The organism is Sphingomonas sp. Leaf30 (assembly GCF_001422525.1).
GTDB classification, from domain to species: Bacteria; Pseudomonadota; Alphaproteobacteria; order Sphingomonadales; family Sphingomonadaceae; genus Sphingomonas; species Sphingomonas aerolata.
On sequence record NZ_LMKZ01000005.1, the window covers coordinates 157,859 to 183,001 of the forward strand.

Here is a 25,143-nt window from a genome sequence, read left to right on the forward strand (position 1 = left end):
GTTACACGGACCGCGCCGCCTGCCAGGCTGCGACGAGTGCGCGGGCGCGCGTGCCGACGGTGGCGGCGCTGTCGCCGGGCTTGTAGAGCGCGCCACCGACGCCGATCCCCTCGGCACCCGCCGCCAGCCAATCGGCGAGATTGTCCGCCCCCGTGCCGCCGACTGCCCAGACACGGACGGTCTTCGGCAGGATCTCGCGCACCGCCTTCAGATAAGCGGGTCCGAACGCGACCGCGGGAAACAGCTTCAGGCGTCGTGCACCCGCGGCGATCGCCTGGAACGCCTCGCTCGGCGTGACGAACCCGGGCATGGGCTCGAGCCCGAGTTCAACGCCGCGGGCGATGACGGCGGGGTTGGTGTTTGGGGTCACCATGATCGTGCCGCCGGTCGCGGCCAGCGCCTCGACCGCGGCGATGTCGAGCACCGTCCCCCCGCCGATCGCGGCCCGATCGCCGAACGCCTGCTGCAACATGCGGATGCTCGTCGCCGGGTCTGGCGAGTTGAACGGCACCTCGATCAGGCGGATGCCGGCGTCGACCAGCGTCTCGCCGATCGCCAGCACCTCGTCGGGTGCGACGCCGCGCAGGATGGCGACGATGGGCGCGGTGCCCGATGCTAGCAGATCATCGACGGTCATGGTGTCTCCAGCAAGGCAAGACCGGCAAGCGCACAGGCTTCGCCGGTATGAACGGTAGCGCCAAGGCCGCGCGCCGCGAGCGCCCGGCCATAGCGGTCAGCGAGCGCCGGATCACCGATCAGCGTGATGGTGCCGGTGGCCGCGGGCAGGATCTCGGCGATCTCGGCGCCGATGACCAGCCCCGACAGGAACCCTAGTGCCCAGCGGCCGCTGGCCCCCGTGCGCAGTTGCGCTGCCCGCGTCTCGAACAGCGCGCCGAGCAAATGCCCGCCCTCGGCGATACGGTCGAGCCCAGCGTCGAAACCGATGGCGTCATCCTCGGCCGCGCCATCATCCGCCGCCGCACGCGTCAACGTCGAATGCCGCCGCAGCAGCGCGAACAGCTCGCCCGTCACGAACGTCTGGAACCCGGTCACCCGGCCGTCCTCGACACTCGCCCATTTGCTGTGCGTACCGGGTAGCGCGATCAGATGACGCCCGGATGCAAGCTCGGGCATAAGCGCCATCGCACCGAAGATCTGTGTTTCCTCGCCGCGCATCACATCGGGTGCGCCAGAGCCGCGCGTGCAGGCAAGCCCCGCGCCGATCGTGACGGGGATCCGGTCGACCATTGCGCGCGCCGATCCCGCCGCCCAGGTCGCCGGACCGGCAGGACAGTCGACATAGGGAATCTCGATCCAGCCGTTGCGCGACCCCACCATGCCGCAGAGATGGATCGCGCGCGGCTCCGATGTTTCGCGCCAGCCTGCGAGCGCGCCGCGCAGTACCTGATCGGGAGTCTGGCCGCCAAGGTCCCCGATACCTGGCCCCGCGGCACGATCAACGACCGCACCGTCTTCGATCCGGTAGAGCCGCAGGTTGCTCGTGCCCCAGTCGCCAGCGACGGTATAGCTCATCGATCGCGCCTAACGTGGCTGACGGCGAATAGCTGAATCGCTGCGATCACCCGATCGGGTGAGGACAAACGCTTTTCCAGAACCGGGCTCCCGTTCTTGGCCGCCGCTGACCCGCGCGACGCCTATTACTAATCCTATAATTATGTGCGACGAAGAAGCAATTGCCTCGCCGTATCCGCGATGACCGGCCCGGCCTTCGTTCAATTCGGCCAGACGTACCTGATCTGCAACGAGAATGACCGACAGGGGAGGATGACATGGGCAAGCTATTGCTGGCCGCGCTCGCGGCGACGTCGACTGTGCTATGCGTTGGCACCGCCGATGCACGCCCGCGCTGGACCGAGACGCGGGCCAAGGCCTGGTACGCCAGCCAACCCTGGCTGGTCGGCGCGAACTACACCCCTGCCTCCGCGATCAACCAGCTCGAAATGTGGCAGGCGGCGACCTGGGATCCCAAGCGGATCGATCACGAATTCGGCCTCGCCCAAGCGATCGGGATGAACACGATGCGCGTGTTCCTCCACGACCAGCTCTGGGTCCAGGATCCCGAAGGCTTCAAGCGCCGCATCGACGCGTTCCTGACGATCGCGCACGCGCACGGCATCCGCCCGCTGTTCGTGCTGTTCGACAGCTGCTGGGATCCCGATCCCAGGCTCGGGCCCCAGCATCCGCCGATCCCCGGCGTCCACAATTCGGGCTGGGTGCAGGGTCCTGGCCTGCCGGGATTGCGCGACCAAAGCCGCTACCCCGCGTACAAGGCCTATGTGCAGGGAATTGTCGGGGCGTTCGCCAAAGACGACCGCATCCTTGGCTGGGACGTCTGGAACGAACCCGACAACGGCGCCGACCAGTATAAGGGCCAGGAGGGCAAGGAACCGCTTGTCCGCGCGCTTCTCGCTCAGGCGTTCGACTGGGCGCGCGACGCCGACCCGTCGCAGCCGCTGACGTCGGGCGTGTGGCAGCATGACGACTGGACTCCGGTGGCAAGCTGTCGCCGATGGAGACGCTCCAGCTGGGCCAGTCCGATGTCATCAGCTTCCACGATTACAGCTGGCCCGAGACGTTCGAGGCGCGCGTGCGCCAGTTGCTGCCGTATGACCGGCCGATCCTGTGCACCGAATATATGGCGCGCGGCAACGGTTCGACGTTCGACGGCTCGCTGCCGATCGCCAAGCGCTACAATGTCGCGATGATGAACTGGGGGTTCGTCGACGGCAAGACGCAGACGCGGCTGCCTTGGGACAGCTGGAAGAAGCCCTATGTGATGGAGGAGCCGACGATCTGGTTCCACGAGGTCTTCCGCGCCGACGGCACGCCGTATCGCAAGGCGGAGACCGACCTGATCCGCCGGCTGAGCGCGGCACCAAAGACCGTGGTTCCCGGCGAACCCGACGCATACCGGCGCTGACGCCGATCGTGTCTCAGGGCAGTAACGACGCCGCGCGACCCCAGTCGTTCGGCGTACGACCCAGCTCGAGCTCGAGCGTCCCGCCCTGCAGGATCGCGGCCTGCGACACGAACGGCGTGTCGAGCGGTCGCCCGTCGAGCCGCGCCGCGCGGATATAGCGCGTCCCCGCCCCCTGCCCGCGCGCGACGATCGTGAAGGTCCGCCCGCTCTCGAGCGTGATCCGGCTCTGCGGCTGGTGCGGCGCGTGGAGGTAATAGAGGTCGCTGCCGAGCTTGGGGAACAGACCGAGGCGGTTGAACACGTAATGCGAACTCATCGCGCCGCTGTCCTCGTCGCCGGGATAGGCGTCCGCGGTAAATCGCCGGAAGACGATATCGGCATATTTGCTCGCGAGATCGGGGCGCCCGACCTCGCTGAACAGCCAGGGCGTCGAGAAGGACGGCTCGTTGGTGAAGTCGATCAGCCCCGCGTCGAACGCATGCTGCAACCGCCGCGTAAACGCCGCGCGCCCACCCATGATCGCGACCATGCCCGGAACGTCGTGGACCGCAGCATAGGAGTAGATCCAGCCCGTCCCCTCGTAAAAGCCGAAATTGTCGTGCGTCTTGCCGTCCCAGCCGCGCTTGGGGTCGTTCGGCTGAAACCGCCCATTGGCAAAGCGCGGCCCCACGAACCCGGTATACCCGTCGCTCGCCGCGCGCGGATCCCAGACGTTGCGCCAGTTGCCCGCGCGCACCCCGAGCAGCGCGGCTTCGGCCGCATGCCCCGTGCCTGCCGCCACCTTAGCCGCATAATAATCGTTGAGCGCCATGCCCATCGTCGCCGATCCCGAGCGCGACCGCTGCGGCGTGCCCTCGGGGCTGCGATCGTCGACCGCGAAATAGCCGTCGACCAGATAGCGCGGCCGGCGCCGCTCGAACGCGTTGAACAGGACGACGTTCGCCGCCTTCTGCCAGTCGACGCCGGGAACACCGCGCAGGAACCCCTCGCCGATCACATTGTCGACCTCGTCGCCCGCCTGGCCGACATGGAAATTGCGCCCGGCGATGAACGCGGTATCCGCCGCGCCATAGCGTTTCCACGTCCGCACGAACGATCCGATCACGCCCGCATAGGTGCTGGGCCGGATCAGCGACATCAGCGGATAGACCGTGTGGTACGTGTCCCACAGCGTATAATGATCGTCGTACAGCGGCGACGCGCGCTCGGTGTCCGCCTGGTCCTGCGTGCGGTCGCGCGGCTGGATGACGCTGTGGTAAAGTGCCGTGTAGAAGCGCCGCCGGTCCGCCGCGCCGACCCCGTCAATCGTGATCCGCCCCAGCGCATCGTTCCACGCCTTGCCCGCCGCGCTGCGAACCGCGGCCATGTCCCAGCCGGGCAGATCCTGTGCGAGCAGCTCTTCTGCGCGCGCCGCGCTGGCGAAGGAGACCGCGATCTTCATCGTGACGGGCTCGCGACCCGCGCTGCCGAACGTCCACCAGGCGCGTAGCGGCTGGTCGGCGGGCGCGCTCGCGCGCGTCGCGCCGGGGGTGCGGACGTTGGCGCGTTCGACTCCCCAGGCGGTCGGCTTCGCGTCGACCCTGGCGACGAACCAGATATCGACCTCCGCGGGCGACCAGTAATGCCGCGTGCGGACTCGCCCGACGATCTTGCCCTGCTCGGGATACAGCGTCACCTCGGATCCCGCGGTGCCGAGCTCGCCCATGATCTTGCGCGTCACGTCGAACAGCAGATGCGCCTCGCCGCTGTCCGGAAAGGTGAAGCGGTACAGCGCAGCATGGTGCGCGGGCGCGATCTCGACGTCGGTGTCATAGCGCGCGAGCGTCACGCGGTAGCCGTCCGCCCGCGCGTGCTCGTCGCGCTTGGGCGAGAGATGCTCGGCCTCGGTCGTCGCGAGCGGCCCCGTCTGCGGCGAGACGAGGAACGTGCCATAGCTCGGCACCCCGCCCGACCCCTGCGTATGCAGCTGCGCAAACCCGCTCAGCGGTGCGGCGCGGTCATAGCCCGCATTGCTGGTCGTCGCGGTGATCGTGTTCGGGCTCGGGTGGATCGAGCCTGCGGGCAGCGTCGGCCCCGGGATCGTGTCGCCCGCGTCGTCGTCCCCGGTACCGATCAGCGGATCGACATAGTCGCTGAGCGGCAGCGGATCGCGACCCTGCCCCGCTCCGGCTGGTGGGGCCGCCGCGAGCGCCAGGCCGACCCCGATGACATGCAGCACCGTGCGGGCCGCCGCACCGCGGCACGCCGTCATCGCTTCGCCGGAGTCGCACGCGCCTCCGCGGTCAGCACGAGTTCGGCCGCGAGCAGCGCGCCCTCCTGATCCTGCGCCACCGACGTGCGTTCGACCAGGTCGGTCACGAACTGCGGCCCGAACGGCAGCGGCACCTTCGAACAATCGAGATAGCGCGTCCCCTTCTTGTCCGCGATCAGCAGGTGGTTGCCGCCCGGGCGTCCCGCGATGTCCACATATTTGCGCAGCTCGATATAGCCCTCGGTGCCGAGGATGAAGAGGCGGCCGTCGCCCCAGGTCGACAGGCCGTCGGGCGTGAACCAGTCGACGCGGACATAGCCCGCCCCGCCATCACCGCTCAGCATCATGTCGCCGAAATCCTCGAACTTGGGATGCGCGGGATTGCCGAAATTGCCCGTCTGCGACGCGAGCACCTGCGCGCGCTTGGTGCCCGTCAGATAGACGAACTGGTCCGCCTGGTGGCTGCCGACATCGGTCAGGATGCCGCCGTTGCGCGCCGGATCCCAGAACCAGTCGGGGCGGCTCGACGCGGACAGGCGGTGCGGCGCGAGGTTGATCGTCTGGATCACACGCCCGATCGCGCCGTCATGGACGAGCTGCCCCGCCATCACCGCAGCGGGCACCTCGAGCCGTTCGGAATACATTATCGCGAACTTGCGCCCCGTCTCGCGGATCGCGCGGCGGACGTCGGCGAGCTGCTTCAGCGTCACGACCGCGGCCTTGTCGCTCAGATAATCCTTGCCCGCGCGCATCACGCGGATGCCCAGCGGCGCGCGCAGCACGGGGATCGCCGCGCTGCACACCAGCTTGATCGCGCGGTCGTCGAGGATCTCCTGCTCGGACCGCGCCAGCTTGATGTCGCCATAGCGCTTGCGGAACATCGCGATCTGCTTGGGATCGGTCGCGTAGAAAGCGGTCAGCACGCCGCCGCCGCGGATCACCGCGTCGGTGACGCCATAGATATGGTTGTGGTCCATCCCGATCACCGCGAACGGCACGCGGTATTTGGCTTCGGGCGCGGGCTTGGCCATCGCCGCTTCGGTCGGCGCGTCGCCGCGCGTGGCGGATTGCGCGAACGCGTCGGCGGCGAAGCCCGCGGCCAGTCCGGCGGTCAGTCCGAGCCCGAGAAGTCCCCGGCGGTTGGTGTCGCTCACAGCTCTATCCCCTTTCAGATCGCGACCAGGTTCGTCGGCCAGGTCATTGCTTGATTTTGGTCCATCGCCTGCTCGCCGAGCAGCGACGCGACGCTCGCCTGATAGGCCTGGCGCAACAGGCCGGGCAGCGGCTTGCCCGCGCGCACCGCCTCGCCAAAGCCCTCGAACTGGAGCATCGTCTCGTCATATTCGCCCCAGCCGAGCGACTCGCCGGGCGTCGTCACGGGCAGCTCGGGGAACCAGGTCGCGCCGCCGATCGGCACGGTGCGCTTGTGCCCGCGCGCGACGTCCTTGTGCATCCGCTGCAACGCCAGCACCTTGGCGGGCACCTCCTGATAGATGCGTCCCAGCTCGGGCTCGATCGTCCCCTTGCTGCCCTGGATCTGCTCCTCGCAGCCATAGCGCGCATTGTTGAGCAGCGAGGTGTAGATCAGCTTCCGCCCGCCGCTATATTCGTAGATCAGCGCGACATGGTCATAGACCTCGCGGCCATCCTTCCAGAAACAGATGCTGCCCGACCCGATCACCCGCGTCGGTACCGCATCGAGGAACCAGTTGCCGACCTGAAGCTGATGCGTCGCCAGCTCGGTCATCAGCCCTGCCGACCGGTCGCGGTACAGCCGCCAGTTGATCTGCCGGTCGTTCGCATCGGCGGGCACGGCGCGGCGCCAGGCATTGTTGCGGTGCCAGCTCGCGCGGATCTGCGTCAGCGTGCCGATCTCGCCCGCCCGAGCGCGCTTCAACGCGTTCAGGTAGGTCGGGTGGAACATCCGCTGATGCCCGATCTGCAGGATCTTGCCCGCCGCCTTGGCGCGCGTGATCATCGCGCCGCAATCGGCGATCGTCCGTGCCATCGCCTTTTCGCACCACACGTGCAGCCCGGCGTCGAACGCGTCGAAACAGAGCTTCGCATGCGTATCGAGCGGCGTCGCGATGACCACCGCGTCGATCCCGCGCGCATCGAGCATCGCGCGGTGATCGGCAAAGCGCCGCGCGGTCGGCGCCCATTGCTGCGCCTTGACGAGGTTCGGCGCATAGCTGTCGCAGATCGCGACGACGGTGCAGTTGCGTGACTTGGCGATGTTCTGGATCAGCGCGCGACCGCGGTCACCCGTGCCGATCACGCCCAGCCGCACCGGGTTCGACTTGACCGGCTCGGCACCCGCCGCCGCGGAAGCCGCGGACACCGCCCAGGGTGCGGCGGTCGCCATCCCCGCGCCCGCCGTCGCCGTCAGCACGCGATCGATGAACGATCGCCGCGAGAGGTCGAAATCCTTGTCGGTCATGCCGCTTGCATCCTTGCTGTGTCGTCGGTCCGCGCCGCGGCCTTGGAAAGATCGTACAGGAATCGCCGCGCCGGCGCCGCGTCGAGCAGGCGTCGCGCGCGCGCCGCATCGGCGACGAGCAGCGCGGTGCTCATCGCCTCCGCCACACCGCCGCTGCGGTCGATCGCCACGGTACAGCGCGCCGCGGTCACGATCCCGCCATCGGTGGGGCGGATCATCGCCGCGCGCTCGGGCGCCTGCGTCCCCGCGCCGACCGTCGTCGAGATCGACAGCGCCTCGTCCACCAGCTCGACCTCGACGAGCACCGCGTCGGTGCACGACGGATCGGGGATCGCGAACGGCCACCCGCCGCCCAGCGGATGCTCCCCGATTACCGCGATCGAGCTTTCACCCGCGGACAGGCACGCGCAGACGACGCCCGCCTTGCGCAACGCCGCACACGCCCGGTCGAGCGCGAAACCCTTGCCGAACCCGCCGAAATCGAGCGCGAGCGCCCGGGTCGCGGCGATCCGCGCGGTGCTGCGGTCGAACACGAGATCGCCCCAGCCCGCCCCGGCGAACCGGCGATCCGCCGCCGGATCGAACAGGCCCTCGGTCAGTGCATGTGCCTCGTCGATCGCGACCAGCGCGTCGATCAATACCGGATCGTCGATCGCGACGCCGTGCCCGGCGAGCAGTTCGTCGTTGAGCGCGGTCGTCGGCGACGGCCGGTGGATCGTCAGCGCGTCGTCGACGCTTTCGATCGCACGTCGCGCGGCGACGATCGCATCCGCAGACCCTGCACCGAAGACGTGAAGCTCGATCCGCGTCCCCATCGCGACGAAGCGCTCGACCCGCGCGGCGATACCCACGTCAGGCCTTGACCTCCCAGCCGGGTTCATAGGCGACCGACCACAGCTTCATCGCCTCGGCGTTGCTCGGCTTGCCGGTTGCGGGATCGACGGTCAGCACGCTGTTGGTGCGATAGGCCATGTTACCCAGATGGCAGAGCGTCGTGCTGATATGCCCCTCGGTGATCGGCGAGTTGAGCGTGGCGGCCTTGCCGCGGATCACGTCGACGAAATTGTTCGCGTGATAGACGTCGAGCACCCCCTCGCCGACCGTGCCGGTCGTTTCCGAGGTCGCCTTGGCCATCACCTGCCGGATCGACTTGCCCGCCAGATCATAGAGTTCGAACCCGTTGCGATCGACCACGGCCGATCCCCTGGTGCCGAGCAGCAGCACGCCGCGGCCGCGGCCATAGGTCTGCATCGCGTTGCAGCTCTGCCCGTTCCAGCGGATCACCCGGTCGTCGTCGTAGTTCAGGTCGAGCGACAGCGAGTCGTACATCTCCCAGTCGTCGCCCGCGTGGAAGCGCTTGGCCCCCTTCGCCTCGACCTTCGTCGGATAGGTCAGGCCCATCAGCCAGCGCGCGACGTCGAGTTCGTGCATCGCGTTGTTGCACAGCTCGCCCGTCCCATATTGCCAGAACCAGTGCCAGTTATACGGCACCAGGTTCGACCGATAGGCCGCGCGCGGGCGCGGGCCCTGCCACATGTCCCAGTCGAGCGTCGCGGGTGGTGCGACCTGCTGCCCCTTGCCGATCGATCCGCGATTATTGGCGTACCAGGTCTGCGCCTCGTACACGTCGCCCAGCTCGCCCGCCTGGACGAGCGCGAGCAGCTGCCGGGTCTCGGGGCTCGACCGCTGCTGGTTGCCGACCTGGAGCTGGCGCCCCGTGCTCTTCTGCGCGGCGATCATCGCCTCGCCCTCGGCGGGCGCGATGCCGATCGGCTTCTCGCAATAGACGTGATGGCCCGACTTCATCCCGTCGACCGCCAGCTTGGCGTGCCAGTGATCGGGCGTCGCGACGGTGATGATGTCGATCGCCTTGTTGTCGAGCAACTTTCGATAATCGCCTTCGGTCCGCGGCGCGGCATGGCCCTTCGCGGCAAAGGCCGCCGCGCGCTTGGCCAGCACCGCCGAGTCGACGTCGCAGAAATGCGTGACCTCGACGTTCGGGACCTTGGTGAACGCGCTTATATGCGCCTGGCCGCGGCTGTTCACGCCGACGATCGCGACGCTCAGCCGGTCGTTCGCGCCCTTGATCCGTGCATAGCTGCGCGCGGTCATCGCCATGCCCAGCGTCGCGCCCGCGCCCTTTATCATCGTCCGACGGTCCATCGCTTGATCCCCCTTAGAGTGTACGCAGCTTGATCGACCGGAACTCGACCCGGTCGCCATGATCCTGAAGCAGGATCGGCCCCTGCACGGCCTCGCCGAACCCGGCGGTGCCGGCATATTTGCTTTGCGCCACCAGCGCGCGGAATGCCGGCGACCCGCGGTCGTACTCGACCATCTTGAAGCCGTTCAGCCAGTGCTCGACACGCGCGCCGCGCACCACGATCACCGCCCGGTTCCATTCGCCCGGCGGATTGATCCGCTTGCCCGGGCTTGCCGGGTCGGACAGGTTCTTCGCCGCGATCAGATCGTAGAGCGAGCCAAGCGTCCGATTGCCGTCGCGGCCCATCTTCGCATCGGGATGCCGCGCATCGTCGAGCAGCTGATATTCCAGCCCGAGTGCCTCGCCCTTGCGCTTCAGCAGGCCGGCATCGACGAAATACTTGATCCCGCTGTTCGCGCCGGGTGCCAGCTTGAAATCGACCGACAGCTCGAAATCGCGATACTCGCGCGTCGTGACGATGTCGCCGCCGCCACCGTCCACGCGCAGCACGCCGCCGGCCATCGTCCAGCCCGTCGTCGGAAACGCGGTCCCCTTCGCGCTGCGCCAGCCGGCACCCGTCTTGCCGTCCCACAGCAGCTTCCAGCCCGCGCGCTGCTCCTCGGCGGACAGCTTATTGCTCAGCCAGCCCTGCTGCGGCAGCGCGGTCGCGGGCATCGCGTAGCGCGCCGGCGCATCGGTGATCACGCGGACGTTGCGGAACCGCACCTCGGGGTGCCGCGCGGCGTCCGCGTCGGGGATCGCATGGACCTGGAACGCGATGAAGCCGCGCGCATCGACATCGTCGACGGTATCGGTCGCGGGCACGCCGTTGATCCAGCTGCGCAGCCGCGTGCCGATCGCCTCGACACGGTAGTGGTTCCAGCCGCCCGAGCGGAAGGTCTGCCGCGCGGGCGCGTTGCGGCCGAGCGTGTACAGCCATTGCCGGCGCTGTTCGTCGTACATGCCCGCGCTCCACGCGCGCGCCGACGGATCGATCTCGACCTGGTAGCCGTGCACGACGCCATTGCGATAATCGGGCCGGCTCTGTCCGCGGATCATCATCCCCGAATTGAGCGCAGGATCGGTCTTCGCGTCGAATTCGACGATGAAGTCGCCATACTGCGCCTCGGACACGAGCCAGCTATTCGTCTTGCCGGGCTCCGCGCGCCCGATCAGCTCGCCATTTTCGAACGCGTAGGTCGCGTTGCCCCCGGTCGCGCGCCAGCCGGCCAGCCCCGCGCGCGGGGTCACGTCGCGCCACGGCGCTTTTGCCTGATCTGTGGAGGATTGAGACGCAGGGGCCGCGTCGACCGACGCCTGCAGCAGCAACGGTGCGGCCGCCAAGGTCAGAATTGCGAGTGCTCGAACCATTCGCCTCCCCTTTTCTCTTTTCTGCGAACACGGGCTGGGCAGCCCTATCCGGACAGGTCCGGTCGTCTCGCATCGTTCCACCGCCGACATGTCGCTGCCGTACGTCTCTCCAAAACCAACCCTAATTTGTGGTCGGGCCACATGCAAACAGATTGTAAGGCATTTTATCGAAGTTTCCGCTGGTTCGGGGCTTACCGGACTTGACGATGCCGGTGTCCGCGCGATGTAGGGGACGGCGCCGCTGTTCAGGCTGCCGTCGATCGAACGAGGAATGCAATGCAGGACGCTGAAGGCGGCGGTAAACTCTACCGCAAGATCGTGCAGGCGATCATGACGGACATTGCGGACGGCGTGTTTCAGGTCGGCGGTCGCCTGCCCGCCGAACGCGATCTGACGGAGCGGTTCCAGGTCAGTCGCCCGACGATCCGCGAGGCGATGATAGCGCTCGAGATGAAGGGCATGGTCGAGGCCCGCAAGGGCTCGGGCGTGTTCGTGCTGGCATCGTCATCGAACGACTCGGAGCAGGAACTCGATATCGGCGCATTCGAGATCACCGAGGCGCGCCGCCTGCTCGAAGGTGAGGTCGCTGCGGTCGCCGCGACCGAGATCACCGAGGAGCAGCTCGTCGAGCTACGCGGTCTGCTGGCGCAGATGGATCAGGACGACACGATCGCGGCAGAGGACGCGGATCGCCGGTTCCACATCGCGATCGCCGAGGCGACCGGCAATGCGGTGATCATCTCCGCGGTGGCCGACTTCTGGGACATGCGCTTCCGCTCGCCACTCGCGCGCGAGGTTCTGGCGAAGGCGGGAAGCCTCGGCACGGAGAACCGCATGGCCGAACACGGCCGGATCCTGACCGCGCTGGAGGCCCGCTCGCCGGTCGACGCGCGCAACGCGATGCGCGATCACCTTGCGCGTGTGATCGACCACCTGCTCGACGTCACCGAGACCGAAGCGGTCGAACGCGCGCGGGCTGCGACCGTCCAGCGCCGCCGTGCCCTGGCCCGTCGCTCGGTCTGACCCGCCCCCGCGTCTAGAGGTGCATGCTGTCAAATCGCGGTTACGGATGCGCCTCAAAATATTGGTCAAACTAATTGCCTGACCAAATGATTCCATATTGTCATATTTCTGCGGCCCTGATACCTGACGACCTACGTCGACCCTAGAAAACTGGGGCGGCAAAATGTCGGGCCGCGCCGACTCAGCGCGACCGGCCTATCGGGAGAGGGTCCTTGAGCCACAAGAGCTTCGATAAGCGCATGCTGCTTATCTCGACGAGCGTCATTGGTCTGTTGATCGCCGCGCCGGCCATGGCCCAGCGAACCGCGGGCAGCCAGGTGCCGCAACCAGCAGACAGCCAGACGAGTTCACCCGATCCCGTCGACCCGACCCAGGCAACGTCCGAGCCGGAAAACGCCGATATCGTCGTGACCGGGTTCCGCGCCTCGCTGAACAACGCACTCAACCAGAAGCGTAACGAGACCGCAGCGATCGACAGCATCGTCGCAGAGGATATCGGCAAGTTCCCCGATTCCAACCTCGCCGAGTCGATGCAGCGCATCCCCGGCGTCGCGCTGTCGCGCGGTGACGGCGGCGAGGGCCGCAACATCTCGGTCCGCGGCCTCGGCGCGCAGTTCACGCGCGTCCGCATCAACGGCATGGAAGGTGTGTCGCAGGTCAGCGGCACCGACATTCGCGGCGGCGTCGCGACCGGCCGTTCGTTCGACTTCGTGACCTTCCCGACCGAAATCTTCTCAGCACTGTCGGTCCGCAAGACGCTGTCGGCGGATGTCGAGGAGGGCTCGCTCGGCGCGACGGTCGACCTGCGCGCGCCCAAGCCGTTCGACCAGAAGAAGAGCTTCGTGCTCACCGGCACCGCGCGCGGCATCTACAACGACATCAGCAAGAAGGCCGATCCGCGCCTGTCCGCGCTGGTCTCCAAGCAGTTCGGCGACACGTTCGGCATCCTCGGCAGCATCGCCTATTCAAAGCGCCATATCGCCGAATATGCCTATTCGGCGGCCGATGTCGTGCCGACCACGGTCTATGGCCAGGCGCAGCCTGCGGGCACCGCGAATGCCGGCGTGATCTTCCCCTTCTGCACCCCGGTCGGCTACAGCTTTCGCGGGGCCGCGACGAACAGTCCGACCGCCGGCTACGCCCAGCCGAACGGCACGCCGATCGGCGCAGACGCCAATAATTGCAGCACCGGAAATCCGCGCACGAGCACGGCGGCGGCCTATGATTATGTCATGAGCCGAACCGGGGTGAACGGTCGCCCGGGCGGCGGCGTCTATCTCCCCCGCCTGCCGCGACCGGCGAAAAGCGACCAGGAACAGCAGCGTCTCGCGGGCACGCTGACGCTGCAATGGAAGCCTGGCGACAATACCGACATCTCGCTCGACGGGCTGTATTCGCGGTTCAAGGTGGATCGGCTCGACACCTATTTCGATGCACGCTCGTTCGGGCGCGCGATCTCGAACAACGGCCAGCCGCTGACGTCGGTCCGCGAGATCGAGGTCGATGACAATGGGTCGCTGATCCACGGGCTGTTCGACGGCGTCGATCTGCGGTCGGAGATGCAGCAGGAGAAGTTCACCTCGACCTATCGCCAGGTCAATCTGAACCTCGACCACCGCTTCTCCGACACCGTCCGGGTCTATGGTCTGGCCGGCATCAACCAGTCGCGGCTCGACGTCGACCGCCTACAGGTCGCAATCGATGCCAACGACACGCGCGACTTCTCGATCGACTTCCGCGACAATCCCGACATTCCGAAGATCGGCTACGGGATCGACACGACCAATCCCGCGCTCTTCCAATATGGCCCGCCGCTCGCCAACGGCGACCAGCGCGGCCAGCTGTCGAATTTCATCCGTCGCAACACGATCACGAGCAAGACCTTCGAACTCAACGGCGAATGGGAGGCCGCACCCGACTTCACGCTGCAGATCGGCGGCCAGTATCGCACCAACAAATATACCGCGCGTGAGCGGCAGCTCGCCACCAACACGCCGCTTGCCTTGCCGTCGGGCGTGACGCTCGCCAGCCTCACCACCGTGACGACTGGCATCGGCAGCAACCTGGACGGGCTGTTGCAGGATTTCGTCTCGATCGATCCCGAGAAGTTCCGCGACGCGGTCGGGCTCGACAACTATGTCTATTGCAGCCTCGAATGCGCCAAGGGCACATATGGCGGCGTCGATGAGAAATATGCCTCGGGCTATGCGATGGTGAAGTTCAACACCGCCAATTCGCTGCCCTTCGCGCTGCGCGGTGACGCGGGCGTACGATACGTCCATACCAAGCTCGACACCTATGGCCCGATCACCTCGGCAGCGCCCGCGGGGTCGCTCTATCCCTCGCGGTTCGTGATATCAGAGGTCGGCCGCAGCTATGACGACTGGCTGCCGTCGGCGAACCTCGCGCTCGACATCACGCCCGAGCTGATCGCGCGCGCCTCGGTCGCGCGCGTGATGTCGCGTCCAGCCTATGGGCAGCTGATCCCCGCAGGCTCCGCGAATCTCGTCATCCAGACCGCAACCTTCAGCAATCCCTTCCTCGAACCGATCCGTGCCAACACGTTCGACGCGGCGCTCGAATGGTATTTCGCCAAGGGCTCGCTGATCTCGGTCGCGTATTTCTACAAGAATATCGAAAGCTATATCCAGACGACCAGCCAGGCGGTCGCGTTCCAGGATATCGGCCTGCCGCTGACGCTGCTCAACGGAACGCAGTTGCGCCCGACCGACGTGTTCACCGTCCAGCGCAGCAACAATACGGAGGGCGGGCCGCTGCGCGGGTTCGAGGTCAACGTCCAGCTGCCCTTCACCTTCCTGCCCGGCGTGCTGCGGAATTTCGGCGCGCTCGGCAACTTCACGCGGGTCCGGTCGAACATCAACTACGTCATCTCGCCGACGCTGTCCCGGACCGCGCCGCTGGTCGGGCTGTCGCCCGAAACGGCAAGCGGCACGCTCTATTACGAAGACGACAAGTTCAGCATCCGCTCGACGGTCAACTATCGCGCGGCCTTCCTGACCGCCGTCCCCAGCGGCTCGGTCGACGCGGATTCGACCGCAAATGCGAGTTCGATCTTCGTCGACGCATCGGCCTCGTACAACCTCAACGAGCATATCAAGTTGATCGCCGAAGTATCGAACATCACGGACGAAACCAATCGCCTGACCGTCGACACGGTGCGTCAGGACCCGCTCTACACGTCCTATTTCGGCCGCACCTACGCGCTCGCGGTCAATTTCCAGTTCTGAGGACTTCACGGTTCTGGTCGATATCGGTGCCGCCCCCCTTGCCGATGTCGACCCGATCTCCGGGTGCGCTGCACGTCACGTGCGGCGCACCCGGTTCTTTATTGGACTACGGCGCAGACGGTGCGCCGCATGGGTCCGGGCCTTCATCGTCACACACGCGCTGACCACATATTTCAGGGATCAGGCCTCATGATCGTGCCATCCATTCTTCTAGCCCTTGCAGCGTTGCAAACGACAGCGGCGCCCGCGGCGACCGCCGAGCATGTCGCGATCCAGGCAGCGAACATCGATCGTAGCGCGACCTTCTACCACGAGGCCTTCGGCTTGCGGATCATCCCGACGCCGCTCAAGAACCGCCGCTGGCTCGATCTGGGCAACGGCCTCGCACTCCACATTCTCGACGGTCGTACGGCGCCGAAACCCTCGAACCGGAACGAGCATCTGGCGCTGCACGTCGACGATCTCGCTACCGTCATTGCCTGGCTGGACCAGCACGGACGCGTCTGGACCGACCTTGCGGGCACACCGCACACGATGCAGCTCCGGTTCGACGGCGTCCGCCAGATCTATGCGCAGGATCCCGATGGCTATTGGCTGGAGATCGGGGACGCGCGCGGCGCTGCGCCACAATGACTTGGCAGCCGATCGAGACCGAGGTTATCGAGCGGCGCCTCTCTTGGCCGCCTGCCTTACCGGAGAGCCAAGCCCGCTGTTTGGTCTTTTTGGATTTGCGCTGCACCCCGGCCCCTGAAAGACATCAGCACGACACATAAACTGGTGTACGCTGCCCCTCGGCGCGGTGCGCCACAGGAGAGATCGCCATGTCGTTCGTTGTCAATGGAAACGCCGTCCCGGGACCGGCGGATTCCCGTATCTCGCTGCTCGATCACCTCCGGGAGACGCTTCACCTGACGGGCACCAAAAAGGGTTGCAATCAGGGCGCGTGCGGGGCCTGCACGGTGCTGGTCGATGGCGAGCGGATCCTGTCCTGCCTCGCGCTGGCGGTCCAGTATGACGGGCGTCAGATCACGACGATCGAGGGCCTCGCCGAGGCCGCGACGCTCCATCCGTTGCAGGCAGCGTTCATCGAGCATGACGGTTTCCAGTGCGGCTATTGCACGCCCGGGCAGATCTGTTCCGCGATCGGCATGGCCGCGGAGGCCCGCCGTGGCGTGCCGAGCCATGTCAGCGCCGACCTCGCCGCCGACGTGATCCTGACCCGCGACGAGATCCAGGAACGGATGAGCGGCAATCTATGCCGCTGCGGCGCGCATAACGGCATCATCGATGCGATCCAGGCGACGATCGCGCCAGCGCCGACCGCCGAGACGAGCGCGGAGATGGCGGCATGACTCCCTTCACCTACCTGCGCGCCGATACCGTGAACGATGCCGTACGACTGGGTGCGGGCGAGACCGCGGCCTTTCTCGGCGGCGGCACCAATATCGTCGACCTGATGCGTGAGACCGTCGCCCGCCACGAGACATTGGTCGACGTGACCCGCCTGTCCGCCGCAGTCACCGAGACGGCAGAGGGCGGACTGCTGATCGGCGCGGCCGCCACCAACACCGCGGTCGCCGAGCATCACGGCTTGCGGACGCGCTATCCGATGCTGTCGCGCGCGATCCTCGCGGGGGCATCCGCGCAGATCCGCAACATGGCGACGGTCGGCGGCAACCTGCTGCAGCGTACACGCTGTACCTATTTCTATGACACCGACGGATCGCACTGCAACAAGCGCGCGCCCGGTACGGGGTGCGATGCCCGTGAGGGGTTCAACCGAATCCACGCGATTCTCGGCGCGTCCGATGCCTGCGTCGCGACGCATCCCTCCGACATGTGCGTTGCACTGACCGCGCTCGACGCTGTCGTGCATATCGAAGGACGCGACGGCGCGCGGACGCTGCCCTTTGGCGAGCTGCACCGCCTGCCCGGCGATCGGCCCGACCTCGACACCGTGCTGGCGGCGGGCGAGCTGATCACGGCGATCGAACTGCCGCCGCTCGGCTTTGCGGCCCGATCGACCTATCGCAAGGTGCGCGACCGGGCGAGCTATGCCTTCGCGCTGATCTCGGTCGCCGCGGCGATCGAGATGGACGGCGACCGGATCGCCGACGTCCGAATCGCGTTCGGCGGCGTCGCGCACAAGCCATGGCGCGCGACCAAGGCAGAGGCCGCGCTGCGCGGTCAATTGGCCAGCGAGGCCGCCTTCCGGGCGGCCGCAGCCGCGGAGTTCGCCAATGCGCGGCCGCTTCGCGACAATGCGTTCAAGCCTGAATTGGCGAAGCGAACGCTGGCCGCGGTGCTGGCCGAGCTGGCGAAGGGAGACGTGGCATGAGCATCATCGATACCGCAAAGCAGGCGGCGCAGGGCCTGATGCAGGGCGCGATGGAGAAGCTCGTTCCGCTGGCAGCCGACAGCTGGATCCCCGGCGGCCGGCCCGATCCGCTGATCGCGCACAAGCACGGGCTGATCGGCACACCGGTATCGCGGCGCGACGGCGCGCTGAAGGTCAAGGGCGAGGCAGGCTTCGCAGCGGAATTCCGCTTCGACGACATGGCCTATGCGGCACTCGCCTATGCGACGATCCCGCGCGGTCGGATCACGGCGATCGACAGCGCGGCCGCGGAAGCCGCGCCGGGTGTCGTCCTGGTGATGACCCACCTCAACGCGCCACGGATGAACACACCGGGCGTGTTCGGCTCGTCCCCGACCGCGGTGGGCCCCGCCGACCTGCCGATCCTGCAGGACGACCGTATCCACTGGAACGGGCAGCCGATTGCCTGCGTCCTAGCGGAGACGCAGGAGCAGGCCGACCATGCCGCCTCGCTGCTCGGCTTCACCTATGCCGCGGAGCCATCGACGACCAGCCTCGAGGACGCGAAAGCGAACGGTCGCGAACCGGGCCTGTTCATGGGCCAGCCGCTGCACAACCGGATCGGCGATGCCGACGCCGCGCTCGCCACCGCGCCGCATGTCGTCGATCAGCTCTATCGCACCCCGCGCCACAACCACAACCCGATCGAACCGCATGCCGCGACGATCGCATGGATCGACGGCGCGCTGGTGATTCACGACGCGAGCCAGATGGTCACCGCACAGGCGCAGACGATCGGCGAGGTCTTCGATCTCAAGCCCGACAAGGTCCGGTTGACCTCGCCCTATGTCGGCGGGGGTTTTGGCTGCAAAGGCTTGTGGGATCACCAGATCATCGGTGCCGCCGCGGCGAAGCTGGCAGGCCGTCCGGTGCGGATCACGCTGTCGCGCGAGGGCGTGTACCGCGTCGTCGGCGGGCGATCGCTCACCGAGCAGCGGGTGGCGATCGGCGCGACCGCGGACGGCCGCTTCGACGCACTGGTCCACACCGGTCTGTCGATCATGACGCCGCACAACAACATGCCCGAGCCGTTCATCCTCGGCACGCGCGCCGCCTATGCCTGCCCCAATATCAGCCTGCAGGTCGATATCGCGCGGATGAACATGCTGGCCAATACCTTCATGCGCGCACCGGGCGAGGCGGTCGGTACCTTCGCGCTGGAATGCGCGGTCGACGAACTCGCGGTCAACCTGGGCATGGACCCGGTCGAGCTGCGGATCCTGAACGAGCCGGACAAGGACCCGACGTCGGGGCTTGCCTTCTCGTCGCGCCATATCGTCGAGGCGTGGCGCAACGGTGCGGATCATTTCGGCTGGGCGGATCGCAGTGTCGAACCGGCCACGCGCCGCGATGGCGAATGGCAGATCGGAATGGGCTGCGCGACCGGGACCTATCCCTATTACCGGATGCCCGGCGCACAGGCGCGTATCACCCTCACGCGTGAGGGCGATGCCGTGCGCGCGTTGATCGAGGTCGCGGCGGCAGAAATGGGCATGGGAACCTCGACCACCACCGCGATCGTCGGCGCGGAGCGTCTCGGTCTGTCGCTCGATCAGGTCGAGGTCGGCTACGGCGACTCCTCGATCCCGGGCGCGATCATGGCGGGGGGATCGCAGCAGACCGCGGCGATCGGTGCGGCCGTCATCGCGGCGCATAACGCGCTGGTCGCCGAGCTGCTCAAGCTGGCCGGCAACGACTCGCCCCTTGCGGGGCTGTCGGCGGATACGGTCGGCAGCGAGGATGGCGGGCTGGCGAAGATCGATGATCCGACGCAGCGGGAAAGCTACGCCTCGATCCTGACGCGTGCGCAGCGCGACAGCGTCACCGTCACCGCCGCGGCATCGCAGCCGCTCGAACTGATGCACTGGTCGATGCACTCGCACAGCGCGATCTTCTGCGAGGTGCGGGTCAATGCGGTTACCGGTGAGACACGCGTCAGCCGCATCCTCGGATCGTTCGACTGCGGGCGCATCCTCAATCCCAAGACGGCGAAGAGCCAGTTTCGCGGCGGGATCATCATGGGGCTGGGCATGGCGTTGATGGAAGAGACGCAGTTCGACGAACGCAATGGCCGGATCATGAACCCAAGCCTCGCCGAATACCACATCCCCGTGCACCTCGACGTTCCGGAGATCGACGTCATCTGGACCGATATCGCCGATCCCCGCACACCGATGGGTGCGCACGGGATCGGCGAGATCGGCATCACCGGCGTCGCGGCGGCGGTCGCCAATGCGGTCTACAACGCCACCGGCAAGCGCGTCCGCGATCTGCCGATCACCCTCGACAAGCTGCTATAGGGTAGCCCTATAGGGGAAGCGCGACACGCGCCGGTCGGGCAGTCGCCGACCGGCGCTGTGCGGTCCCGCCGCCGCGTTTCGAACCGTTTGCGGCCTCGAGCGCCTTCGTGACGCAATTTCGGATGCCTCCGCAGCGGCAGCCGCCCGTGATCGCCTAAATCCCGTCGGGGTCGAGCATCGACACTCGCGCCCGTTTCTCGCCACCGGATCCGGAAGGTCGTCCCATTCTGCCGCGACGACGCCCCTCCTCGCCGCCGCGCCGGGATCTAGCGGCTGCTCGCGCGTTACAGCTTGCTGCCCCCGCTACTCCCCACTCCCACGGAAGATCAGATCATGTCCGACCAGACCGACAGCCCCGTCCTGCAGCCCGTCAAGATCGGCGACCTGCGACTGCAGAACCGTATCGTCATGGCGCCGCTGACGCGCAGCCGCTCGAATGACGACGGTGTCCCGCCCGACTTTGCCGCCGACTATTATGCGCAGCGTGCCGATGCCGGCCTCATCATCAGCGAAGCGACCAACATCTCGTCGCAGGCGCGCGGCTATGCGATGACGCCCGGCATCTGGTCGGACGCGCAGGTCGCCGCATGGACGCCGATCGTCGAGGCCGTCCACCGGCGTGGCGGGGCGATCTTCCTTCAGCTGTGGCACACCGGCCGCATCTCGCACCCCGATCTCCACGATGGTGCGCTCCCCGTCGCGCCGTCCGCGATCAAGGCGGAGGGCCAGGCCTTCACGAATGACGGGATGAAGGATTTCGTCACCCCACGCGCGCTGGAGACGGACGAGATCCCCGCGATCGTCGAGGATTACCGCCGCGCTGCCGAACAGGCGAAGGCCGCGGGTTTTGACGGCGTCGAGGTCCATGCCGCGAACAACTATCTGCTCGAACAGTTCATCCGCGACAGCACCAACCAGCGCAGCGACGTCTATGGCGGCTCGATCGAGAACCGGCTGCGCTTCCCGCTCGACGTGGTGCGCACCGTGGTCGATGTCTGGGGTGCAAACCGCGTCGGGATCCGCATCTCGCCCGCCACGACCGAGCCCGGCAAGACGCCGCTCGACAGCCAGGTCGGGCGGACCTTCGACACGTTTGTCGATGCCCTGTCGGAGATCGGGCTGCTGTACATCCACGATATCGAAGGCGTGACCCAGCAGACGCGCGACGTGCCGGACGGCGTCGACTTCCAGGCGCTGCGCAAGCGTTTCTCGGGCGCGTACATCGCCAACAACCAGTATACGCTGGAGCTTGCCGAAAAGACGCTGGCGGAAGGCAATGCCGACCTGTTCAGCTTTGGTCGCCCCTTCCTCGCCAATCCCGATCTCGTCGACCGGCTGCGCACCGGAGCACCGCTGGCCGAGGCGCCAAAGCAATATTGGTATGGCGGCGGCGCCGTCGGCTATTCGGACTGGCCCGGCATGAACGGGAAGATCGAGCTCTCATAATCCGGCAGAGCGTCTGGAGTTGCCCGAGGGGACGCGGGGCAGGCACGCATCGTGCCGCCCACGTCCCCGATCAGCCACAGCAACGCTTGTGCTTTTTCCCCGAACCACAAGGGCACAGATCGTTGCGGCCGACTTTCGATGCCGTCGTCGCCGATACGTCGGGTGACGACGGACCGGCGACGCTCACCTGCGCTGCGTACAGGCGCTGAACGGCGTCGGTCAGTTCGGCCGGCGCCCGGTCCTGAAGCGCGTTGATCTCAACGCTGTCGAGGTCGCTCTCATTGCCTGCGACCGCGATCAGCGTTGCCAGCTGCGACCACGGGGCCGCCCTTGCGGGGTCGTCGGCCAGCGCATCCCAGGCCTCGGGGCGGAGCGCGACCGCATCGGTCAGGCCGTCGATCCAATATTCCCACAGAACTTCACCGTCGCGCTCATCGACGTCGAAGATCGGCTGAAGCTTGCCGCGGGCAAGGTCGCGCGCAATCTCATCACGCCGTGCCGCCACCGCATCGGCGAACCATTGCACGTCGAGCGGATCCTCGAAGGGCGGCGTGCGGTCGGACTCGCTTCCCCAGATCACCGTCATCCACTCGCCCGGCGCGATCGCCTCCGGGGATATCAGCAGCCCGGTGAGGAAGCCGTCGAGCTCGGTGAGCAACATCGGTTCCTCGACGGCGAGATCGGCCAGCGCACCATCGAGGCGCCGGAAGCGTGAAGGGAATCGCTTCACAGGCTGAGCGCGCGGCGGCGCATCTCGGCCTGCGCCATCTCGCGCAGCGGGGTCGCCTCGCCCGCAGCGAAGATGTCCGCGAGATCGAGCAGATCCTCGTCGCCAAGAGCATTCACCGAGGCCTCGACGGCCACGAGGCGATCGAGCGCGCGCGCCGTCACCATTCCCTGGCGCTTGGTTCGTATTTTGAGCATCGCCGTCCACTAGCAGAACCGGTCAGGATTTACAGGCGCAGACCACGTCCATGATCCGGCACGCATCGACGTGCGGGTGGCAGCCACCCGGCGCACCGGATCGCAATCTTGAAAATTGTCGTGCGCTTCAAACCGTCCCCGCCCTGACCACTCTATAATCAAGCTGACCTTGATGGGCGGTCCCCCGATTCCGCGATTGGCGGCCAGATCGGCGTGACATGTGAGATTCAGACGACGGCAAATGGCCGTCATGTTGTTTGAGCTATTGATTTACATGATGCAGCACAAAGGAATCCGTTGATGTTGGCAAAGATCCTCGGCGGCGTCTCCTCAGACGTCCTCACGTCCGAATTGGCGCGCCTCGAGAGCATGTTTGCCGATGGTGACTTTTCGCAGCGGGCGAATACGTCGCTCGCTAACGGCCAGACCCAGACGGTGCTTTGCGCGATCAACCAGATGCTCGATCGCGCGCTGCGCCCGGTTGGCCAGTTGAGCGCCCGGATCGACGACTGGAGCGCCGCGCATGACAAGGGCGATATCGACGCCATGCTGCCGGTCGACGAGTTTCACGGGACGTTCGCACTTATGGCGAAACGGCTCAACCTTCTGGTCGGCAGCCACATCGCGGTCAAAAGAACCGCGATGGCCTGCGTCAGGGAATTCAGCGAGGGCAATTTCGCCGCCCCGCTAGAGCGTTTCCCCGGCAAGAAGGCGTTCATCAACGAGACGATCGAGACGCTGCGCGCAAATCTGCAGGGCCTGATCAGCGAACTGAACCACATGTCCTCCGAGCACGACAAGGGCGACATCGACGTCATCGTCGCGGCCGACCGGTTCAAGGGTGACTTCGGCACCATGGCACGCGGCGTCAACACCATGGTCGCCAACCACATCGCCGTGAAAAAGAAGGCGATGGCCTGCATCAAGGCGTTTGGCGAAGGCAATTTCGACGCGCCGCTCGAAGCCTTTCCCGGCAAGAAGGCGTTCATCAACGACACCGTCGAGACGCTGCGGCGCAACCTGCGCGACATCATCGGCGAGGTGGAACGGTTGATCAAGGCATCGACGGCGGGCGAACTCGGCCAGCGCGGTGACGAGACGCGCTTCGTCGGGGATTTCGCCGGACTGGTTTGCGGGATCAACGCGATGCTCGACGCGACGCTGCTGCCGATCGAGGAGGGCAATCGCGTCCTGAACCTCGCCAGCGTCGGCGACCTGCGCGAGATGGTCGAGATCCCCTGCCAGGGCGACCACCGCCGCATGAAGGATTCCATCAACGCGCTGGTCGACAATCTGCGGGTAAGCGCCAGTCTCGCCGACAAGATCGCCGACGGTGATCTGAGCTTTGCGCATCAGCCATTGTCCGACCAGGATACGCTTGGACAGGCGATCGTGCGGATGGTCGACAATCTGCGGGTGAGTGCCGATCTGGCCGACAAGATTGCCGATGGCGATCTGGCGGTGTCGCACCAGCCCATGTCCGACAAGGATGTCCTTGGCCAGGCGCTGGTGCGGATGATCGAGCAGCTGCGCAACGTCGTCGGCAAGGCCAGCGGCGCGGCCGACAATGTCTCGGCCGGAAGCCAGGAGCTGTCGGCAAGTTCCGAGCAGGTCTCGCAAGGCGCGACCGAGCAGGCGGCGGCTGCCGAAGAGGCGTCCTCGGCGATGGAAGAGATTGCCGCCAACATCAAGCAGAGCGCGGACAATGCCGCGCAGACCGAGAAGATCGCCCGCCAGTCTGCGAAGGACGCCGAACTCAGCGGGATCGCGGTCCAGCGCGCGGTCAACGCGATGCGGACGATCGCGGAGAAGATCGGCATCGTCCAGGAGATTGCCCGCCAGACCGATCTGCTCGCGCTGAACGCCGCGGTCGAGGCTGCGCGCGCGGGCGAACATGGCCGCGGCTTTGCCGTCGTCGCCTCGGAGGTCCGCAAGCTCGCGGAACGCAGTCAGGTCGCGGCGGCAGAAATCGGATCGGTCTCGTCGCAGACCGTCGCAGCGGCGACCGAAGCCGGCGACATGTTGACCAAGCTGGTGCCCGACATCAGCCGCACCGCCGAACTCGTCGCCGAGATCAGCGCGGCATGCCGCGAACAGGATATCGGCGCGGCACAGATCAACGAGGCGATCCAGCAGCTCGACCTGATCAGCCAGCAGAATGCCGGTGCATCCGAACAGATCACCGCGACGTCGGAAGAACTTGCCTCGCAGGCCGAGGAGCTCCAGGCCAGCATCGCTTATTTCCGGACCGGTGGCGGCGCGGATATTAGCCATCGGCGGCCGGCCCCGGCCGTGCAGCGCAAGGTGAGCACGCGCAGCCCGATCGCCGCACGGCCAAGCGCCAAGGCCAAGCGGCCAAAGCCGAACTCGATCGCCGACCAGCAGGCCCGCGTGAACGGCTTCGCGCTCGATCTGATCAAGGGTGGCACCGACGCCGACGACGATGCTTTCGGCGCGCAGGCGGCCTGACCGCGGATTGCTGAGACGGGCGGCCTAGCCGGTAATCAGACGCAACCGCTGACGCTGTGGTGAGGCGATCGCGCCGTCGGGCGCGGTCGCCTTGCGGCGTTAATGACGACCTGATCGAAAATAAGCGATGGGTCCGGAACGGACCTCTTG

Annotated in this window: 18 protein-coding genes and 1 pseudogene; 9 read left to right on the forward strand and 10 right to left on the reverse strand. The window is 66.7% G+C overall.

The annotated features are described in order from the left end of the window. Position 1: 1 nt before the first annotated feature. Together ASE89_RS10115 and ASE89_RS10120 are read right to left on the reverse strand one after the other, a co-directional pair. Positions 2 to 637, reverse strand: a complete 636-nt coding sequence (locus ASE89_RS10115; RefSeq protein WP_056676947.1) for a 2-dehydro-3-deoxy-6-phosphogalactonate aldolase — start codon at positions 635 to 637, stop codon at positions 2 to 4. Next, positions 634 to 1,533 carry a 2-dehydro-3-deoxygalactonokinase gene (locus ASE89_RS10120; RefSeq protein ID WP_056676950.1) on the reverse strand — a complete coding sequence of 300 codons (900 nt, stop codon included), beginning with the start codon at positions 1,531 to 1,533 and terminating at the stop codon, positions 634 to 636. Before ASE89_RS10120 ends, ASE89_RS10115 begins: the two co-directional genes overlap by 4 nt. Positions 1,534 to 1,790: 257 nt before the next feature. On the opposite strand from ASE89_RS10120, the pseudogene ASE89_RS10125 reads away from it, so the two are divergent. Further along, positions 1,791 to 2,941: pseudogene (locus tag ASE89_RS10125) on the forward strand (cellulase family glycosylhydrolase). A 13-nt stretch (positions 2,942 to 2,954) separates the two neighbouring features. Here ASE89_RS10125 and ASE89_RS10130 read toward each other — a convergent pair. The 6 genes from ASE89_RS10130 to ASE89_RS10155 are packed head-to-tail and all read right to left on the reverse strand — an operon-like array spanning position 2,955 to position 11,206. Then, on the reverse strand, positions 2,955 to 5,192 hold the full coding sequence (locus ASE89_RS10130) for a GH92 family glycosyl hydrolase (RefSeq protein ID WP_082451382.1): 2,238 nt from the start codon (positions 5,190 to 5,192) through the stop codon (positions 2,955 to 2,957). Continuing rightward, complete coding sequence (locus tag ASE89_RS10135; protein ID WP_056676952.1) at positions 5,189 to 6,346, reverse strand: Gfo/Idh/MocA family protein; 1,158 nt, start codon at positions 6,344 to 6,346, stop codon at positions 5,189 to 5,191. Before ASE89_RS10135 ends, ASE89_RS10130 begins: the two co-directional genes overlap by 4 nt. Before the next feature lie 14 nt (positions 6,347 to 6,360). Further along, the gene (locus ASE89_RS10140; protein ID WP_056676955.1) at positions 6,361 to 7,632 is read right to left on the reverse strand and encodes a Gfo/Idh/MocA family protein; all 1,272 of its coding nucleotides are present in this window, start codon (positions 7,630 to 7,632) and stop codon (positions 6,361 to 6,363) included. Then, complete coding sequence (locus ASE89_RS10145; RefSeq protein WP_236701699.1) at positions 7,629 to 8,483, reverse strand: FAD:protein FMN transferase; 855 nt, start codon at positions 8,481 to 8,483, stop codon at positions 7,629 to 7,631. Before ASE89_RS10145 ends, ASE89_RS10140 begins: the two co-directional genes overlap by 4 nt. Before the next feature lies 1 nt (position 8,484). Then, positions 8,485 to 9,795, reverse strand: a complete 1,311-nt coding sequence (locus ASE89_RS10150) for a Gfo/Idh/MocA family protein (RefSeq protein ID WP_056676961.1) — start codon at positions 9,793 to 9,795, stop codon at positions 8,485 to 8,487. Between the two features lie 13 nt (positions 9,796 to 9,808). After that, positions 9,809 to 11,206, reverse strand: coding sequence for a 3-keto-disaccharide hydrolase (locus ASE89_RS10155; RefSeq protein WP_082451383.1), 1,398 nt, complete (start codon positions 11,204 to 11,206; stop codon positions 9,809 to 9,811). A gap of 276 nt (positions 11,207 to 11,482) precedes the next feature. Here ASE89_RS10155 and ASE89_RS10160 point away from each other — a divergent pair, with 276 nt between their 5' ends. The 7 genes from ASE89_RS10160 to ASE89_RS10190 all read left to right on the forward strand — a co-directional run bounded on the left by ASE89_RS10160 (position 11,483) and on the right by ASE89_RS10190 (position 21,600). Beyond that, positions 11,483 to 12,229 (forward strand): FadR/GntR family transcriptional regulator, encoded by a 747-nt coding sequence (locus ASE89_RS10160; protein ID WP_031439703.1) that lies wholly within the window; start codon positions 11,483 to 11,485, stop codon positions 12,227 to 12,229. 212 nt (positions 12,230 to 12,441) lie between these two features. Beyond that, positions 12,442 to 15,477, forward strand: coding sequence for a TonB-dependent receptor (locus ASE89_RS10165; RefSeq protein ID WP_156363405.1), 3,036 nt, complete (start codon positions 12,442 to 12,444; stop codon positions 15,475 to 15,477). Positions 15,478 to 15,666: 189 nt separating this feature from the next. Then, complete coding sequence (locus tag ASE89_RS10170) at positions 15,667 to 16,110, forward strand: VOC family protein (protein ID WP_168427624.1); 444 nt, start codon at positions 15,667 to 15,669, stop codon at positions 16,108 to 16,110. A 188-nt stretch (positions 16,111 to 16,298) separates the two neighbouring features. Next, positions 16,299 to 16,829, forward strand: coding sequence for a 2Fe-2S iron-sulfur cluster-binding protein (locus ASE89_RS10175; RefSeq protein ID WP_056676972.1), 531 nt, complete (start codon positions 16,299 to 16,301; stop codon positions 16,827 to 16,829). Continuing rightward, positions 16,826 to 17,815, forward strand: coding sequence for an FAD binding domain-containing protein (locus tag ASE89_RS10180; RefSeq protein ID WP_056676975.1), 990 nt, complete (start codon positions 16,826 to 16,828; stop codon positions 17,813 to 17,815). Before ASE89_RS10175 ends, ASE89_RS10180 begins: the two co-directional genes overlap by 4 nt. Then, on the forward strand, positions 17,812 to 20,154 hold the full coding sequence (locus ASE89_RS10185) for a xanthine dehydrogenase family protein molybdopterin-binding subunit (protein ID WP_056676978.1): 2,343 nt from the start codon (positions 17,812 to 17,814) through the stop codon (positions 20,152 to 20,154). The genes ASE89_RS10180 and ASE89_RS10185 overlap by 4 nt, the downstream gene beginning before the upstream one ends. Positions 20,155 to 20,487: 333 nt before the next feature. Beyond that, on the forward strand, positions 20,488 to 21,600 hold the full coding sequence (locus tag ASE89_RS10190; protein WP_056676981.1) for an alkene reductase: 1,113 nt from the start codon (positions 20,488 to 20,490) through the stop codon (positions 21,598 to 21,600). A 70-nt stretch (positions 21,601 to 21,670) separates the two neighbouring features. On the opposite strand, the gene ASE89_RS10195 is transcribed toward ASE89_RS10190, so the two are convergent. Continuing rightward, positions 21,671 to 22,330, reverse strand: coding sequence for a UPF0149 family protein (locus tag ASE89_RS10195; RefSeq protein WP_056676984.1), 660 nt, complete (start codon positions 22,328 to 22,330; stop codon positions 21,671 to 21,673). After that, positions 22,327 to 22,524 carry a hypothetical protein gene (locus ASE89_RS20345; protein WP_043157026.1) on the reverse strand — a complete coding sequence of 66 codons (198 nt, stop codon included), beginning with the start codon at positions 22,522 to 22,524 and terminating at the stop codon, positions 22,327 to 22,329. Before ASE89_RS20345 ends, ASE89_RS10195 begins: the two co-directional genes overlap by 4 nt. Positions 22,525 to 22,824: 300 nt before the next feature. On the opposite strand from ASE89_RS20345, the gene ASE89_RS10200 reads away from it, so the two are divergent. Further along, positions 22,825 to 24,993, forward strand: a complete 2,169-nt coding sequence (locus ASE89_RS10200; protein WP_056676988.1) for a methyl-accepting chemotaxis protein — start codon at positions 22,825 to 22,827, stop codon at positions 24,991 to 24,993. Positions 24,994 to 25,143: the final 150 nt, after the last annotated feature.

Coding starts and splice junctions, on each gene's coding strand:
- ASE89_RS10115 (WP_056676947.1), bottom strand. CDS start 637: ATGACCGTCGATGATCTGCTAGCATCGGGCACCGCGCCCATCGTCGCC.
- ASE89_RS10120 (WP_056676950.1), bottom strand. CDS start 1,533: ATGAGCTATACCGTCGCTGGCGACTGGGGCACGAGCAACCTGCGGCTC.
- ASE89_RS10130 (WP_082451382.1), bottom strand. CDS start 5,192: ATGACGGCGTGCCGCGGTGCGGCGGCCCGCACGGTGCTGCATGTCATC.
- ASE89_RS10140 (WP_056676955.1), bottom strand. CDS start 7,632: ATGACCGACAAGGATTTCGACCTCTCGCGGCGATCGTTCATCGATCGC.
- ASE89_RS10150 (WP_056676961.1), bottom strand. CDS start 9,795: ATGGACCGTCGGACGATGATAAAGGGCGCGGGCGCGACGCTGGGCATG.
- ASE89_RS10155 (WP_082451383.1), bottom strand. CDS start 11,206: ATGGTTCGAGCACTCGCAATTCTGACCTTGGCGGCCGCACCGTTGCTG.
- ASE89_RS10160 (WP_031439703.1), top strand. CDS start 11,483: ATGCAGGACGCTGAAGGCGGCGGTAAACTCTACCGCAAGATCGTGCAG.
- ASE89_RS10170 (WP_168427624.1), top strand. CDS start 15,667: ATGATCGTGCCATCCATTCTTCTAGCCCTTGCAGCGTTGCAAACGACA.
- ASE89_RS10175 (WP_056676972.1), top strand. CDS start 16,299: ATGTCGTTCGTTGTCAATGGAAACGCCGTCCCGGGACCGGCGGATTCC.
- ASE89_RS10180 (WP_056676975.1), top strand. CDS start 16,826: ATGACTCCCTTCACCTACCTGCGCGCCGATACCGTGAACGATGCCGTA.
- ASE89_RS10185 (WP_056676978.1), top strand. CDS start 17,812: ATGAGCATCATCGATACCGCAAAGCAGGCGGCGCAGGGCCTGATGCAG.
- ASE89_RS10190 (WP_056676981.1), top strand. CDS start 20,488: ATGTCCGACCAGACCGACAGCCCCGTCCTGCAGCCCGTCAAGATCGGC.
- ASE89_RS20345 (WP_043157026.1), bottom strand. CDS start 22,524: ATGCTCAAAATACGAACCAAGCGCCAGGGAATGGTGACGGCGCGCGCG.
- ASE89_RS10200 (WP_056676988.1), top strand. CDS start 22,825: ATGTTGGCAAAGATCCTCGGCGGCGTCTCCTCAGACGTCCTCACGTCC.